The organism is Arthrobacter sp. zg.Y820 (assembly GCF_030125555.1).
Classification (GTDB): domain Bacteria; phylum Actinomycetota; class Actinomycetes; order Actinomycetales; family Micrococcaceae; genus Arthrobacter_B.
This window is the reverse complement of record NZ_JASKLX010000009.1, coordinates 407,254-420,418: the sequence shown is the minus strand read 5'-3', so window position 1 is coordinate 420,418 and position 13,165 is coordinate 407,254. Positions and strand designations below refer to the sequence as shown.

Here is a 13,165-nt window from a genome sequence, read left to right as displayed (position 1 = left end):
CGCTGATGAGCCGTTCCGGAACTGATCCGGTAAGGGCTGTCCAGTCGATTGCCCGCGGCGTGTGGAATCTCCCGCGCTACGTTCTGATGGGCCTTTTAATGGCCTACCGCAAAACCATTTCGCCTCTATACGGACCGGTCTGCAGGTTTTTCCCCTCCTGTTCCGCATATGCTCTTGAAGCCGTGACTGTCCACGGTGCCGTTCGCGGCACGTGGCTGGCCGCGCGGCGGCTTGTCCGCTGCCACCCGTGGAACGACGGCGGTGTGGACCATGTCCCGCCTGGACACAGGATTTGGGACCAGGAAAAGGTTCCGAGGATTATTGTGCTGAATCATCCCGTGATTCCAGCCGACGAAGACAGCCGCGAAGCGGCTTAGGAGAGTAAATGGGTTTCTTCGATACGATACTGTTCCCCTTTAAGTGGGTAGTGTCCTGGATCATGTGGATCTTCCACGAGGGCTTTGTTTTCCTCGGGATGGATGAGGCATCCGGCTGGACTTGGACCCTGTCCATCATCGGCCTCGTGATCGTGATCCGGGCCGCACTGATTCCGGTCTTCGTGAAGCAGATCAAGGCCCAGCGCGGCATGCAGTCGCTGCAGCCGGATCTGAAGAAACTCCAGCAGAAGTACAAGGGCAAGACCGATCAGCTCTCCCGTCAGGCAATGACGCAGGAGCAGATGGCGCTCTACAAGAAGCACGGCACCAACCCGTTTGCGGCCTGCCTGCCGATGCTGATCCAGATGCCGTTCTTCTTTGCGCTGTTCCAGGTGCTGAACGGCGTCTCGAAGGCCAGCGACGACGGCGTCCACATCGGCGCGCTGTCCGCGGAAGCCATCCAGCAGTTTGATGCGGCCACCATTCTCGGCGCTCCGCTGTCCTCGTCGCTGCTGCACGGCGGAGGCGGTGACGGCCAGATCGCCGTCGTCGTTCTCTCCATCGTCATGATCCTGGCCATGACCGCTTCGCAGTTCATCACGCAGAAGCAGATCATGTCGAAGAACATGTCCGAGGAAGCCCTCGCCAGCCCCTTCATGCGCCAGCAGAAGATGATGCTGTACATCCTGCCCCTGGTCTTCGGTATCGGCGGCATCAACTTCCCCATCGGCGTGCTCATCTACTGGACCACCACCAACCTGTGGACCATGGGCCAGCAGTTCTTCGTGATCCGCCGGATGCCCACCCCCGGCTCCCCCGCAGCCAAGGCCCTGGCCGAGCGCCGCGCCAAGAAGGGCCTGCCGATGGCCCCGCTGCTCGGTGAGGCAAAGGGCGGCGCCGCTGAACCTGCTCCCGTGACAACCAGGACCCAGCGCCAGCAGCCCCAGCGGAAGAACAGGAAGAAGCGATGACCACTGAGCCCGTGGCGGAGTCTTCAGCCGACGAACCCGAGGCAGTCGAAGACGGAACTGTGGCTGCTGCTGCGGGCGAACCGGTTGAAGCCGCCGGCCCCGGGCGCCTCGAAGAAGAGGGCGACGTAGCGGCCGACTATCTCGAGGAACTTCTCGACATTGCCGACATTGACGGCGACATCGACATTGAGGTCCGGCACGGCCGCACATACATCTCAGTGGTGGCCGAAGACGGCGACGTCACCGGCCTGCGCGCCCTCGTGGGAGAGGACGGAGCGGTCCTGGAGGCCCTGCAGGAGTTGACCCGCCTCTCGGTCCTCACCGCCACGGACAGCCGCTCCAGGCTCGTCCTGGACATTACCGGCTACCGCAAGGAACGCAGCGCCGAACTCCAGGTCATCGCCGAGCAGGCGGTCAGCGAGGCCAAGGAGGGCGGCCAGGACGTTGCCCTGCGTCCCATGAGCGCGTACGAACGCAAGATCGTGCATGACGCCGTCGCTGAACTTGGACTCGTCAGCGAGTCCGAGGGCGAAGGGGAAGAACGCCACATTGTGGTGTCACTGCCCGCCTCCTAGGGCGGCTTTATCGCTGGAAAACTGCACCGCAGACAAGGAAATACCACGTGGTTGAAACAACGCCCGCAGAGCGCACGGCGGCGGAAAAAATCTTTGGCACCCGGCTGGAACTGGCTGAGCGCTATGTCGAGCATCTGGCCACATCGGGCATGGAACGCGGGCTGCTGGGGCCCCGCGAGGTTCCCCGTTTGTGGAGCCGGCATGTGCTGAACTGTGCCGTGGTCGCTGACCTGATCGATGAAAACGCCCGAGTGGCCGACGTCGGAAGTGGCGCCGGATTGCCGGGCCTGTGCCTGGCCATCGCCCGCCCTGATCTGCAGCTGACCTTGATTGAACCCTTGGAACGCCGAGTGATCTGGCTTAACGAGGTCGTGGCGGATCTTGGCCTGGAGAACGTCACGGTTATTCGGGGCCGTGCGGAGCAGGTGATCGACGAGGTCGAGGCGGATGTCGTGACGGCGCGCGCCGTTTCCGCCCTGGGGTCCCTGGCCGGCCTGACGATCCCCCTCCTGAAGGGCAAGGGAGTGGTGCTGGCGATCAAGGGGCGCAGCGCTGAAGAGGAGATTCAGAAGGCATCGAAGGTCATCCGCAAGCTCGGAGGCCGCGAGACTTCAATTCTGACCGCCGGAGAAGACCTCCTCGAGGAACACACGACGGTTGTCCGCATCCGCGTGGGGTAGCGGGGCCGCATGATCTTGTGCACACACCGGCCGCGGTCCGGGATATTTGCCGGGCAGCGGATAGGCTGGATGAACTAATGCCTATGTTTGGAAAGTGAGCCTGTCCAGGTGAGTGCGCGCCGTGATTCCGCCGCAAAACGGATTCCACCCTTTGCAGCGTTGGGTTCTGCCCTCTCCGCACAGTTCTCTAGAATTCAACCCCAAACGTTTGTGAACAATCAGGAGCCGCCCGCCGTTGAGCGTGAGCCGGCTCCGCAGTCAGCGGAGCAGCCGGTTGAGCTCGCAGCCTCGGCTGCCGTTGCCCCCGACCCCGTGGAGGCGCCGGTTTCTCCCGCACCGGCTGCCGCTGACCCTGCCGCTTCCATGGACCTTGTTTCACGTGAAACAGCGCACAGCGTTGTCACCCTGCAAACCGCGGCTGAATCTGCAGCGGCCCCCGAGGCTATCGAAGGTGGTGTAGCTGACGAGGCGGTCGTACCGTCGACGTCGGTGGACGTTATGGACCTAATGGACGAAAGCACCCCGCTGGCCAGGGAACTCGCGCATGAAAGCCGCCGTCGGGAAAAGCTCCGCGGCCGGGTTCTCCCGCGTCCGGTCGAGACCCGGATCATGACCGTGAGCAACCAGAAAGGCGGCGTCGGCAAAACGACCACGACCGTCAATCTGGCCGCTGCCCTCGCCAGTGCCGGGCTGAACGTGCTGGTCATCGACATTGACCCTCAGGGCAACGCCTCCACGGCACTGGGCATCGACCACCGTGCCGAAGTCGAGAGCATTTACGATGTCCTCATTGACGACCTGCCGCTGGCTAACGTCGTGGCTCCGTGCCCGGACATTGACAACCTTATTTGCGCGCCCGCGACCATTCATTTGGCGGGAGCGGAAATCGAGCTGGTATCCCTGGTCGCCCGGGAACAGCGGCTGCGCCGGGCCATTGATGTTTACGCTCTGGAACGGGAACGCACCGGCGAGGAACGTCTCGACTACATCTTTATCGACTGCCCGCCGAGCCTGGGGCTGCTGACCGTCAACGCCTTCGTTGCTGCCCGGGAAGTCCTCATTCCGATCCAGTGCGAATACTATGCGTTGGAGGGCCTGAGCCAGCTGTTGAAGAACATTGAGATGATCCAAAAGCATCTCAACGCCGACCTGGTTGTTTCGACGATTCTCCTCACCATGTACGACGGCCGGACGAATCTGGCGGCTCAGGTTGCCGCCGAAGTCAGGGAGCACTTCCCCGACCAGGTGCTTGGAGCCGTTGTGCCGCGGTCCGTGCGAATTTCGGAAGCTCCGAGCTATCAGCAGACGGTCATGACCTATGATCCGTCCTCCACTGGCGCCCTGTCCTATCTGGAAGCTGCCTCGGAGATTGCCCAGCGCGGCTAGACATCCCGCCGTGCCCTGCGCAGTAAATGACATCCTGAATCGTAGAATACAGTCACAATCAATCCATGCCGCTTGCTGTGTGCATAAGGGAAGGACATACCCATGACCGAAAAGCGTCGTGGTTTGGGACGAGGCCTGGGGGCATTGATTCCCAGCAGCGCAGAATCAGAGGAAGCCTCAGTGGCTGCCTCGGCCCCCGCTCGCGCCGGCCGACCCGTTGATGTGTTTTTCCCGGCCGCCGGTGACAGCGTGACACCGACCCGTCCGGCTCCCGGAGGTGCCCGTCGAGGACCGGGGATCAACATGGATGCACTGCGAGGTTCCGGACAGAAAGCGGCAGGCACGGGTTCACCCCGGAGCCAGCAGATGTCAGTTCCGGGTCTCGATGAGGGGCTTGGGGAACCGGCATCAGCCGTCGGTTCCGAAGAGCCTTCCACGGACGGTGCCGCTGACCGCGGCACTGGTCCGTCACAGCCGGCAAAGGCCCGCCCCAAACGGGGCCAGACGGCCTCCAGGGCGGCTTCAGCGACAGGCGCGGCCAGCACGGGGGAACCCGCCGAAAACGGCCCTGACGCGGCAGCAGAAGCCGACAACGGTGCCGCTGTTTCACGTGAAACGCTCGTGGAGGTGCCGGGGGCGTCCTTCGCCGAGATCCCGGTGGACTCCATCCACCCGAACCGGAAACAGCCCCGGTCGGTCTTCGATGAAGATGACATGGCCGAACTGGTGCATTCCATTCGGGAGATCGGTGTCCTTCAGCCGATTGTTGTCCGCCCGTCCCCGGAAGACGACCCCGAACATCCCTATGAGCTTGTCATGGGTGAGCGGCGCTGGCGGGCAAGCCGCGAAGCCGGACTCCAGGCTGTCCCCGCAATCATCCGGTTCACGCAGGATGTTGATCTGCTGCGTGACGCCCTGCTCGAGAACCTGCACCGCAGCCAGCTCAATCCCTTGGAAGAGGCGGCTGCATACCAGCAGCTTCTGGACGACTTCGGCTGCTCCCATGAAGAGTTGGCGGACCGCATCGGCAGGTCTCGCCCCCAGGTAACCAACACTTTGCGGTTGATGAAACTGCCTCCGCTGGTGCAGCGCAGGCTCGCGGCCGGGATTCTGTCGGCAGGACATTCACGTGCACTGCTCGGCCTCGCGGATGCCGCCGAGATGGAGAAGCTGGCGCAGCGAATCGTCGCTGAGGGGTTGTCCGTCCGAGCGACGGAGGAAATCGTGTCTATGAGTGACGGCTTGCGCCGTCCGGCCAAGGAAAGCAAGCCCAAGGTGGGGGCGCGGCACGAGCGTTTGGATTACCTGGCGACGTCGTTGTCGGATCGCTTGGATACCAACGTGAAAATCACCCTGGGTGCCCGCAAGGGAAAGGTCAGCATTGAATTTGCCAGTGTTGATGACCTGAATCGCATCATGGGAGTGCTGGCGCCGCCCTCCAACTGACCCTCCCCGGGCGGCACCCCGGCGGTGTACCCCTGTCGCGGGTACCGTTGTCCGGTCCTGGGAGCAGTTGGGTTCCGGTCGTTCGGGCTTTGTTTCACGTGAAACACCGCCCGGACGGCCTTTTTGATGCCGGCATAAGAGCAGTTGGACCGACGTCGAACCCACCACGCAGTAGCCTCAGGTGGCGTAGCAGACGGGGATTGGCGGGCGTTAAGGCCAGTCATCCGTATAGCACCGGGGCGCACCTGTTCCCCCGTGGGCGCGTGGATCCGGGGCCGAACGCTACAAACGGCCCCGCACTTGTAGCGATTTAGCCGAACCACTCCCGGACATGCCGGACTCAGAAGCGTTTCACGTGAAACGCCGGTTAGAGTCACCCCCACCCCGCTTGAGTCGTCGAGCGGAAACTGCCCGCTGAACGGATCACTCCGGCGCCGCCTGTGTGACTCCGACTCGGAGATCCCATTGTCTGAATACGAAACCCGGTGTTGTGGGTTGCAGTCGTAGGTCCAACATCAGAAGGGGAAACCCCACTCGGATTCTGGAATGAAGGCTAACGCAGTTACCGCGACGGGGACCTGCTGCTGATACTACCGCCGGGTGCTTGAAGCCAAACCGTGCAACCTAAACCGCGCAACGGGCTTTCCGTTTCACGTGAAACCCTTCCTGGTTCGGGTTCGGCTGATTACCTCCGTGGTGTCGCCACGTCGGCCGGTGAACGCTCGCCTGGTCCGAGAGCGGGGGCACTGCGCCGGTGCCCCCCGGCAGCATCTCCCTGCCGGCTGAGGTATCAAGAGGTATCCAGGGCAGCCCACGGGGAAATTCACTGGCACACAGGCCGGCAGCAGAGGGTTTAGGGACTTCGTCGGGCAATGAGTACCCGTGTTTGCTGGGAAACGGGACCCTCTCGTGCAGGGTTTCACGTGAAACACCGCCTCCGGACACCTAACAACGCCCCTCGGATCCGTGCCCTGGTGTTGAATCACGGCACGGCTCGCGAATTCTAAAAAATTTTTCTGCGCGGCCTGGTTGTGGGGTGCCTTTGGTGGGGCTCTTCATTGTTCGTATCGGCGTCGTTGGATGGGTCCGCGGCGAGGGATCAGGTTCTCCTGGGGTGCGCCAGGCGTTGGGTGGGGTAGCTGACGCGCCCTCCCTGTTGGCCTTTGTGACACCTTCGGGCCTCGGGTCTGCTGGCGGAAAATCACGTGTTGCCCTGCCTTTCTGTGCCACAGTGGAGTGTCCAGTGGTAGGCCGGGGAAAGTATGCCACCGGCGGGTTTCACGTGAAACGATGGGGTCACTGAGCCTCTGGTAGGTAGGTCCGGGACGGCGGTGTCATGGCCGGCGGGGAGCATCTGGATTTGCAGTGTCTCGATTAGAGGTGCCACGCCCCGGAGCGGCACACGGCTTATCCAGCACGGCAGCGGAGGGCACCATCGCGTTGCGGTGCACCTGAAAGTTTCGGAAGCTGGTGCAGTTTGCCGCACGCATTTCATTGGCAAATGTTTACGTCCCCAGCAGAGGGATGTGGTCAGATGTTGGGCGGTTCACGACCTGTCTGCGCAGAGCATTCACACCCAATATTCTTGGCGTTTGAAGGCCGCTCCGCGATTCAAAGCCTATTATCCTTCCCCGGCGACAAAAGGCTTTGTAGGAAGACGCAACGTCTGTCTTCTGGCGCGGTTCATGATGGACCAGCCGTGTATCGGGCACAAGACGGAATCCCGTGATCGTCAGCCCGGGCCGCGGGGTACAGCCGAGTCTGTTTCACGTGAAACAGAACAAACTGGCTGGCCTGCCCGTCCGTGGGTGGCCGTTTCACGTGAAACAAGTCAGCGGGCACCTGGATCGGTAGGCGGCTCATAGGTGTCTCTGACCAGCAGTGGGTGTTTCACGTGAAACGCGGTGCCACCCCGCCAGTCTTCTTGGTCGTTTTGCGGGCGCTGGCGGGCCGTTGCGGATGGCAGTTCTGCGGCTGCCTTAGAGGCGCCTGGCGGTCAGCAGGAGGTACTCCCAATCCATGACTGTTTTTGTCGGATCGGAGCTAAACTGCCCCACCAGGGAAAGCAGGTCGGAGTCGAGCTCTGCCGCACGGCCGGGATCTGCTGCCAAAGATCGATAGACGGCAATGGTGGGCCCGTAATTGGTCTTGAAGAAGGCAAGGAATTCCTCGGGTGAACGGAATCGGTCAACGCGCAGTGCGCGACGCTCGACTCGAAGGTCGCTGACCTGTCCCGCGAAGAGCGCCTCGACATGTTCTTTTTTCCCCCACAACGGGGGAGGCTGTATGCCCGGCGGGGGTGGAGGCGCATAGGGCTTCATGGTGGCAAACATGCGGCCGATGAATCCTTCCGGCGTCCAGTTGATCAGTCCGATCCGCCCGCCCGAACGGCAGACCCGCACAAGCTCATCGGCCGCCTGCTGATGATGCGGGGCGAACATGACGCCGACACAGGACAGTACGACATCGAATGATGCATCCGGAAACGGCAGGGCCTCGGCGTCGGCCACCACCCAGTCAAGGTTGCTGCCACGGGCCTCGGCGATGGTCCTGCCGATGTCTAGGAGCTCCGGTGTAAGATCCGATGCAGTCACATTGGCCCCAACATCCGCCGCCGGAATCGCAGCGTTACCGGTGCCGGCAGCTATATCCAGTACCCGGTCCCGGCCTGTGACCCCGCAGGCCTGGACAACAACGGCCCCGAGCGTGGGGATGACCTCAGTGGCGACGGCGGCATAGTTGCCCTGCGCCCACGTCTTCCGGAGCTTGCTTTTCAGCTCTCGGTCGGCATCATTGGTGGTTGGTGTTTCAGTCATTGTTTTCACATCCTTGGTAGCAGACGGGGGCTAGCGGGAATCTGCGGCACTGATACAGGTTGTCACCGCGTAGCAGGCGCAACGTGAGCAGCTCCGGGCTGCCGACTCCTCAATTTTTGCCCTCCGCTGACTACCGTCTGAGAAAAGCGGTCCCGGGAGATGGGTTCCGTCCCAGCCATGCCTCACTGTAAAACCGTCACCGGGCGTTCCGAAAGAGTTCAGGCGGCGGCAATCGGCTGCGGGACGCGAATTTCATACAGAAGGCCTGCGTCAGCTGAAAACATAGCTGTCGACGTCGTAGGCCGACAGTCCCGCATTTTGAATCGGGCCGTAACGGCTGCGGCCAACGCCGCTCTGCCCGGAGGCCGCAGGCGGCGGTGTCGCCGACTGCCGCGCGGGGAACCTTCTCCTGGCTGAAGTCATCCACTCCGGGGTTGAGCGCACCGGGCGGAACGCCACGTCGATCTCGAAACCCGGGCGCCGGCGGCTCTCCAACAGTTGCGCCAGCAGGTCCCAGGTGCTGCCCACCTGCGTCGTGGGGGTCAGTACCAGCAGTTGTCCGGGAACAACGTGCGCGACGACGGTGGCACAGGCGCTGCGCAGGATCAACAGATCACACGAAACGACGTCTAACGCTTCTCGGGAAACCCGCCCAGCTCGCCTGTCGGGGATTTCCTGGGCTTCCGCCGGATCTCCAACCAGGGGACGGGCGTTCCCTGCGCAGCCGGCACTTTGGCCCGGGGTGCGCCGTCGCAGAGCTCCGGACACCCCGGGCCCGCGGAACCGGCCCAATAGCCGGTTAGCTCTCCGGAAGGTGGGGAGCCCATGGAGAACCGTTGATGTGGCTGCCGCCGTCTACGAAGAGGGTATTTCCAGTGAGGTATCTTGAGTCTTCGCTGGCAAGGAACACTGCCACGCCTCCGAGGTCGGCTTCTGCGTCTCCCATGCGGCCCATGGGTATCGCGGCATCAGTAGCTGCTGCCGCATCGGGTTGGTGCGTGGCGAAGTTACGGTAGGCCGCTGAGGCCACCGCGGGGCACATGATGTTCGCGGTGATGCCGTATGGTGCCCACTCTCGAGCGGCTGTGCGGGTGAGGGCGCGAAGTGCTTCTTTGCTGGCATTGTATGCCGCGGTGCCCATGTGGGCGTTGACCCCGTTGAGGGAGCTGATGTTGATAATGCGTCCCCATTGCTGCGCTTTCATGACGGGAAAAGCCTTTTTCATGGCCCAATTCGGTCCGAGCACGTTCATGGCGAAGTTCGCTTCGTACTCTTCGTCGGTTTTGTTTTCCACCCGGTGGATGCCCCAGCTGCGGTAAGCGTTATTGACGAGGATGTCGATGGATCCAAATTCATCAACCGCAGTTTGGACTGCGGCATCCATCTGTGATTTCTCCGTGATGTCGCAATGCACGAAGGCCGCCTGGCCGCCGTTGGCGACAATGGAATCAGCCGCGGCTTGACCTTTAACATCGTCAAACTCTGCGATGAGAACAGCCGCCCCGGCTTGCGCAAAGCGGCGGGCAATTCCTTGCCCGAGCCCGTCCCCGGCGCCTGTCACTAATGCCACCCGGCCTTTCAACTGATTGTCGATCATCGTCACTCCTTTTGTTGTTGAACTGTTCGGTTTGTACGCGTGCGTCATGGCATCATGGCATGCTCTCACGCCGTAATGACGGATTGCCCAAGCGCAGCGGTTGCGGCGCCGAACTGCTCGCAACAGTGACGCGGCCAGCTTTTTGGCCCGGGGCGCGCTGTCGCAGAGTTCCGGACACTCCGGGCCGATGTGTCTACGACGTCTTTTGCTGTCCTTATGTGTGGTCGAGGAGGTATGACCGCAAACGCACCGAAGGTAAATCCCATACCCCAGCCGTCATCTGTCTTGCACGACGCCGCTTCAACGTCCTCTGGGCCATGCTCCGCGACGAAATGCCCTACACACCCTCACCGCCTGTGCCGGCCCACCGGTGCCTGCTGGCCGCCTGAGCAACCGGTAGATGGCTTATCGCTGCAATGATCTTCGAGCCACTTCTATCAGGGCATCGATTCTCTGCATTACTTCTTCTTTGAGGACTGAGTTGGTTTTAGCGTCGACGTACCAGCCAAGCCTGTCATAAGCGTGCACTGACGCAACCGTGCCCATGGGTCCGGACGTGAAGGAAACAGTCATGCCGACCGGAACGCTCTTGCGGCCCCACGGCAGGAGCATCCCCCAAAGTCTGGTCAGCAAATCGGAACCCGTAGCTACTGTTACCGAGTCGCCTCGCGATTGCGGTCGGTAGCCCGCATTCCTCAAGTTTGACTCGAGGGCGGTCACTGCCGCTGGAACCGGTTCAAGAAGAGTGAAGGTCTCCTTTGATTCGTAAATGATTTCCAAAGAGGACTCTTCTTTCGCTAAATGCGGCGGTGAGGGGTTCACCCAAATGAATATAAGCGTGAGCCGGCTCGATGACCTGCTGGCGCGGCCATTGAGCCAGGCCGTTTCAACCGATCCGGTTGACAACATCAATTGGAAATTGCCGTCCTCGGCCTCCTGGCCGTGGTTGGGACGGGAGATTGCGTGGATGCTTCCAGTCATCTCGCTTCCGCGGTACTGGAGAGAGTTCGGGGCGGCCGGCGGAAGATCACCACGAGTGGGATGACCAGCGCGATGGCCAGCAGAAGGTCACCACCGCCCCAGGTGTCGGTTAGTGCTGATCGGGTGAAGGCGAGAGCCCACATCAACAGCACGGAAAGCGATGCGTAGAACCCGAACCTGCGGCATCGGTTCCACCATCCCGCCACCCGGTCCTGCCGGGTGGTACCCGTTGCTGGCACAACGGTTCGCGGATCAAACCTCCTGCCGCTGTGCTGGAGAAGGAAGGGTGCCATGAGAAACAACATGGTCAACGTGAAAATAGGTTGAAGGGAGCCGGTGACCGCCGTGAGCAGCCCCAGTACCAGGGGCAGAACAACGAACACCAGTACCCGGCCACGCCGCGTCCTCATCTCCAGGATGCGTTTTCCCCTAGTTTCGAGTCTCATGGAACCAAAGCCTATTCGGAACTGCCGGACATGAATGTCGGAATTCTCTCCCAAAGCAAGTGGCGCCCACTGAGGCCGGTGAGCGCCGCCGAGGCGGCTGTGCAACTACCTCCTATGGATTGCTCCTTGATGTGTTGCTTAATCCCCGCTGGTCTTGACATGCCTGGAAGAGTTCACGAATGTCTTGCCTGCCCTGACCGTAGTCAACCGCCGTTGATTTCATTAAGGGACGGCAGGTGGCAGTTATGCGGGACATGTTGGAACCTGCATCTTCGAACTTTAGGGTGATGGTTTCACCCCAAGTCTTGAAGGTTATTGATACCCTGATTTCCGCTCCGTCCGCGGAGAGGCTCCGTAGTTTGAACCGGCGCATTCCAGCTACGGCACTCTCTACAACCGCTGGCACAGAGCCAATCGGAGTATCGAGCCGGACTTGCCCCTCTGATACTGCTCCCGTGGAGCTAATTTCAGAGTTATTGGTCCGAGCGATTTGCTGGCGGTTTGATGATCTGTACGTGGAGATCATGAAGCCGACGGGAACCGCGACTATCACTACGGTTATCCAATGATTCCATCCGATAAAGATGCCAGCTGCCAGAAGAATCAAAGTCATCAGGGTCAAGAGCAGGTAAGGCCATTTTGTGCTCATTGGAACTCCTATCCGCCTATATACTCACCGTGATTCCTGGGGTGGCCTGGACTGGGGTGGCCACACCCAGGACCAGGGCTGCGGCCATGGCGGCGGCAGCGAGGGAGCCGGCCTTTTGGGCACGGAACGACGGCGATAGCAGCATGGAAACCCCGAGAACCAAGAGACTGGACCGGAGGCTCCAGCTGCTCGAAACCCTAGGTCTCGAGCAGAGACGGTGTCACCGGACCCACATACCCGTCTTTGAAAGGGAACCACTCGGTTGACAAAACAACCCAAAAAGCAGGCCACCACGGCGTCCGTCCAGACCCACGCCGACCAGCTCGACGCCGAGGGCGGAACCGCGCGCCTCACGCCGGGGTGTCTCAGCCTCGGCGTCGGCTGAATCCTGTAGCGTCGCTGCGATGGAGCGCTCCGAGATCTTCGACATTGCCCACCAGCGCCATCCAATCGCGGCGCCGGTGGCGCCCGATCGGCTGCGCGAACTGGTCGGCTGGCTGAGCCCAAGCGACGGCGCCCGCGCCGTTGACCTCGGGTGCGGCGAGGGCGAGTGGCTGCAGGAGCTGCTACTCACCCACCCCGGAATCACTGGCGTAGGGATCGACCAAATGGTCCCAGCCTCTGCCGCCCGGCGTGCCGACGAGCGGAAACTGAGCGACCGGGTGCGCTGGATCGAGACGGATGCCGCCACCTGGAACGACGGGGTCTTCGACGTGGTGCTGTGCGTCGGTGCGAGCCACGCCTTCGGCCGGCTGGAGGACATGCTGGGCGCTGTCCGGCGGCATCTGCGCCCCGGTGGCCAAGCGCTGATCGGCGACAGCATCTGGGAGGGCGCCCCGTCGGCTTCTGCCCTGGCCGCGCTCGAGGTTTCGGCCGACGCCTATCCCGACCTCGCCGGCCTGGTGCGAGCCTTCCATGAGCACGGGTTCGAGCCGTCGTACGGGCACGTCAGCACGTTGGCCGAGTGGGACGACTACCAGTTCAGCTGGACCGGGTCGCTCGTCGACTGGGCCGTGCGGGAGGCCTCGACGACCGAGGATCGTGACCAGGCATTCGCCGCTGCACGTGAGAATCGCGACGCCTGGCTGAGCGGCGCACGACGCGAGCTGGGGTTTGCAACCTTCGTCCTGCACGACGCCGCCGTTGGAGTGCGTGACTGACCGGCGTTCACGTCCTGGCGAGCAGCCAACGGCGTGAAACGTATCGCGCACGACGGATCTTCGGAGCTCTCAACGCGTCAA

General features: G+C 62.1%; 14 protein-coding genes and 1 pseudogene. 9 read left to right on the top strand and 6 right to left on the bottom strand.

Annotation, left to right across the window (positions count from 1 at the left end):
• Positions 1 to 5 precede the first annotated feature (5 nt).
• The 6 genes from yidD (at position 6) to QNN99_RS10920 (ending at position 5,435) form a co-directional block, all read left to right on the top strand.
• Entirely contained in the window at positions 6 to 377 is a 372-nt protein-coding gene (gene yidD, locus QNN99_RS10945; protein ID WP_229966479.1) for a membrane protein insertion efficiency factor YidD, read from the top strand.
• A gap of 8 nt (positions 378 to 385) precedes the next feature.
• Positions 386 to 1,348: a membrane protein insertase YidC gene (yidC, locus tag QNN99_RS10940; RefSeq protein WP_229966478.1), complete on the top strand. Its 963-nt coding sequence runs from the start codon at positions 386 to 388 to the stop codon at positions 1,346 to 1,348.
• The gene (locus tag QNN99_RS10935) at positions 1,345 to 1,923 is read left to right on the top strand and encodes a Jag family protein (protein WP_229966477.1); all 579 of its coding nucleotides are present in this window, start codon (positions 1,345 to 1,347) and stop codon (positions 1,921 to 1,923) included. The genes yidC and QNN99_RS10935 overlap by 4 nt, the downstream gene beginning before the upstream one ends.
• Positions 1,924 to 1,970: 47 nt before the next feature.
• Complete coding sequence (gene rsmG, locus QNN99_RS10930; protein WP_229966476.1) at positions 1,971 to 2,603, top strand: 16S rRNA (guanine(527)-N(7))-methyltransferase RsmG; 633 nt, start codon at positions 1,971 to 1,973, stop codon at positions 2,601 to 2,603.
• A gap of 210 nt (positions 2,604 to 2,813) precedes the next feature.
• The gene (locus tag QNN99_RS10925; protein ID WP_284015825.1) at positions 2,814 to 3,989 is read left to right on the top strand and encodes a ParA family protein; all 1,176 of its coding nucleotides are present in this window, start codon (positions 2,814 to 2,816) and stop codon (positions 3,987 to 3,989) included.
• A 102-nt stretch (positions 3,990 to 4,091) separates the two neighbouring features.
• A complete protein-coding gene (locus QNN99_RS10920) occupies positions 4,092 to 5,435 on the top strand; it encodes a ParB/RepB/Spo0J family partition protein (protein ID WP_229966475.1) in 1,344 nt (447 codons plus the stop codon).
• 1,979 nt (positions 5,436 to 7,414) lie between these two features.
• On the opposite strand, the gene QNN99_RS10915 is transcribed toward QNN99_RS10920, so the two are convergent.
• The 3 genes from QNN99_RS10915 to QNN99_RS10905 form a co-directional block, all read right to left on the bottom strand.
• Positions 7,415 to 8,251 carry a class I SAM-dependent methyltransferase gene (locus QNN99_RS10915; RefSeq protein ID WP_229966474.1) on the bottom strand — a complete coding sequence of 279 codons (837 nt, stop codon included), beginning with the start codon at positions 8,249 to 8,251 and terminating at the stop codon, positions 7,415 to 7,417.
• Between the two features lie 270 nt (positions 8,252 to 8,521).
• A complete protein-coding gene (locus QNN99_RS10910) occupies positions 8,522 to 8,860 on the bottom strand; it encodes a hypothetical protein (protein ID WP_229966473.1) in 339 nt (112 codons plus the stop codon).
• A gap of 190 nt (positions 8,861 to 9,050) precedes the next feature.
• A complete protein-coding gene (locus QNN99_RS10905) occupies positions 9,051 to 9,848 on the bottom strand; it encodes an SDR family NAD(P)-dependent oxidoreductase (protein ID WP_229966472.1) in 798 nt (265 codons plus the stop codon).
• A gap of 233 nt (positions 9,849 to 10,081) precedes the next feature.
• Between QNN99_RS10905 and QNN99_RS10900 the strand changes: the two are divergent.
• A pseudogene (locus tag QNN99_RS10900) lies at positions 10,082 to 10,237 on the top strand (IS110 family transposase); the annotation flags it as partial.
• A gap of 16 nt (positions 10,238 to 10,253) precedes the next feature.
• Here the strand turns inward: QNN99_RS10900 and QNN99_RS10895 are convergent.
• The 3 genes from QNN99_RS10895 to QNN99_RS10885 all read right to left on the bottom strand — a co-directional run bounded on the left by QNN99_RS10895 (position 10,254) and on the right by QNN99_RS10885 (position 11,924).
• A complete protein-coding gene (locus QNN99_RS10895) occupies positions 10,254 to 10,829 on the bottom strand; it encodes a hypothetical protein (RefSeq protein WP_229966471.1) in 576 nt (191 codons plus the stop codon).
• Positions 10,826 to 11,275 carry a hypothetical protein gene (locus QNN99_RS10890; RefSeq protein WP_229966470.1) on the bottom strand — a complete coding sequence of 150 codons (450 nt, stop codon included), beginning with the start codon at positions 11,273 to 11,275 and terminating at the stop codon, positions 10,826 to 10,828. Before QNN99_RS10890 ends, QNN99_RS10895 begins: the two co-directional genes overlap by 4 nt.
• A 112-nt stretch (positions 11,276 to 11,387) precedes the next feature.
• Positions 11,388 to 11,924, bottom strand: a complete 537-nt coding sequence (locus tag QNN99_RS10885; RefSeq protein ID WP_229966469.1) for a hypothetical protein — start codon at positions 11,922 to 11,924, stop codon at positions 11,388 to 11,390.
• Between the two features lie 262 nt (positions 11,925 to 12,186).
• On the opposite strand from QNN99_RS10885, the gene QNN99_RS10880 reads away from it, so the two are divergent.
• Together QNN99_RS10880 and QNN99_RS10875 are read left to right on the top strand one after the other, a co-directional pair.
• Complete coding sequence (locus QNN99_RS10880; RefSeq protein ID WP_269439197.1) at positions 12,187 to 12,309, top strand: hypothetical protein; 123 nt, start codon at positions 12,187 to 12,189, stop codon at positions 12,307 to 12,309.
• A gap of 19 nt (positions 12,310 to 12,328) precedes the next feature.
• Positions 12,329 to 13,084, top strand: coding sequence for an SAM-dependent methyltransferase (locus QNN99_RS10875; protein ID WP_229966468.1), 756 nt, complete (start codon positions 12,329 to 12,331; stop codon positions 13,082 to 13,084).
• Positions 13,085 to 13,165 lie beyond the last annotated feature (81 nt).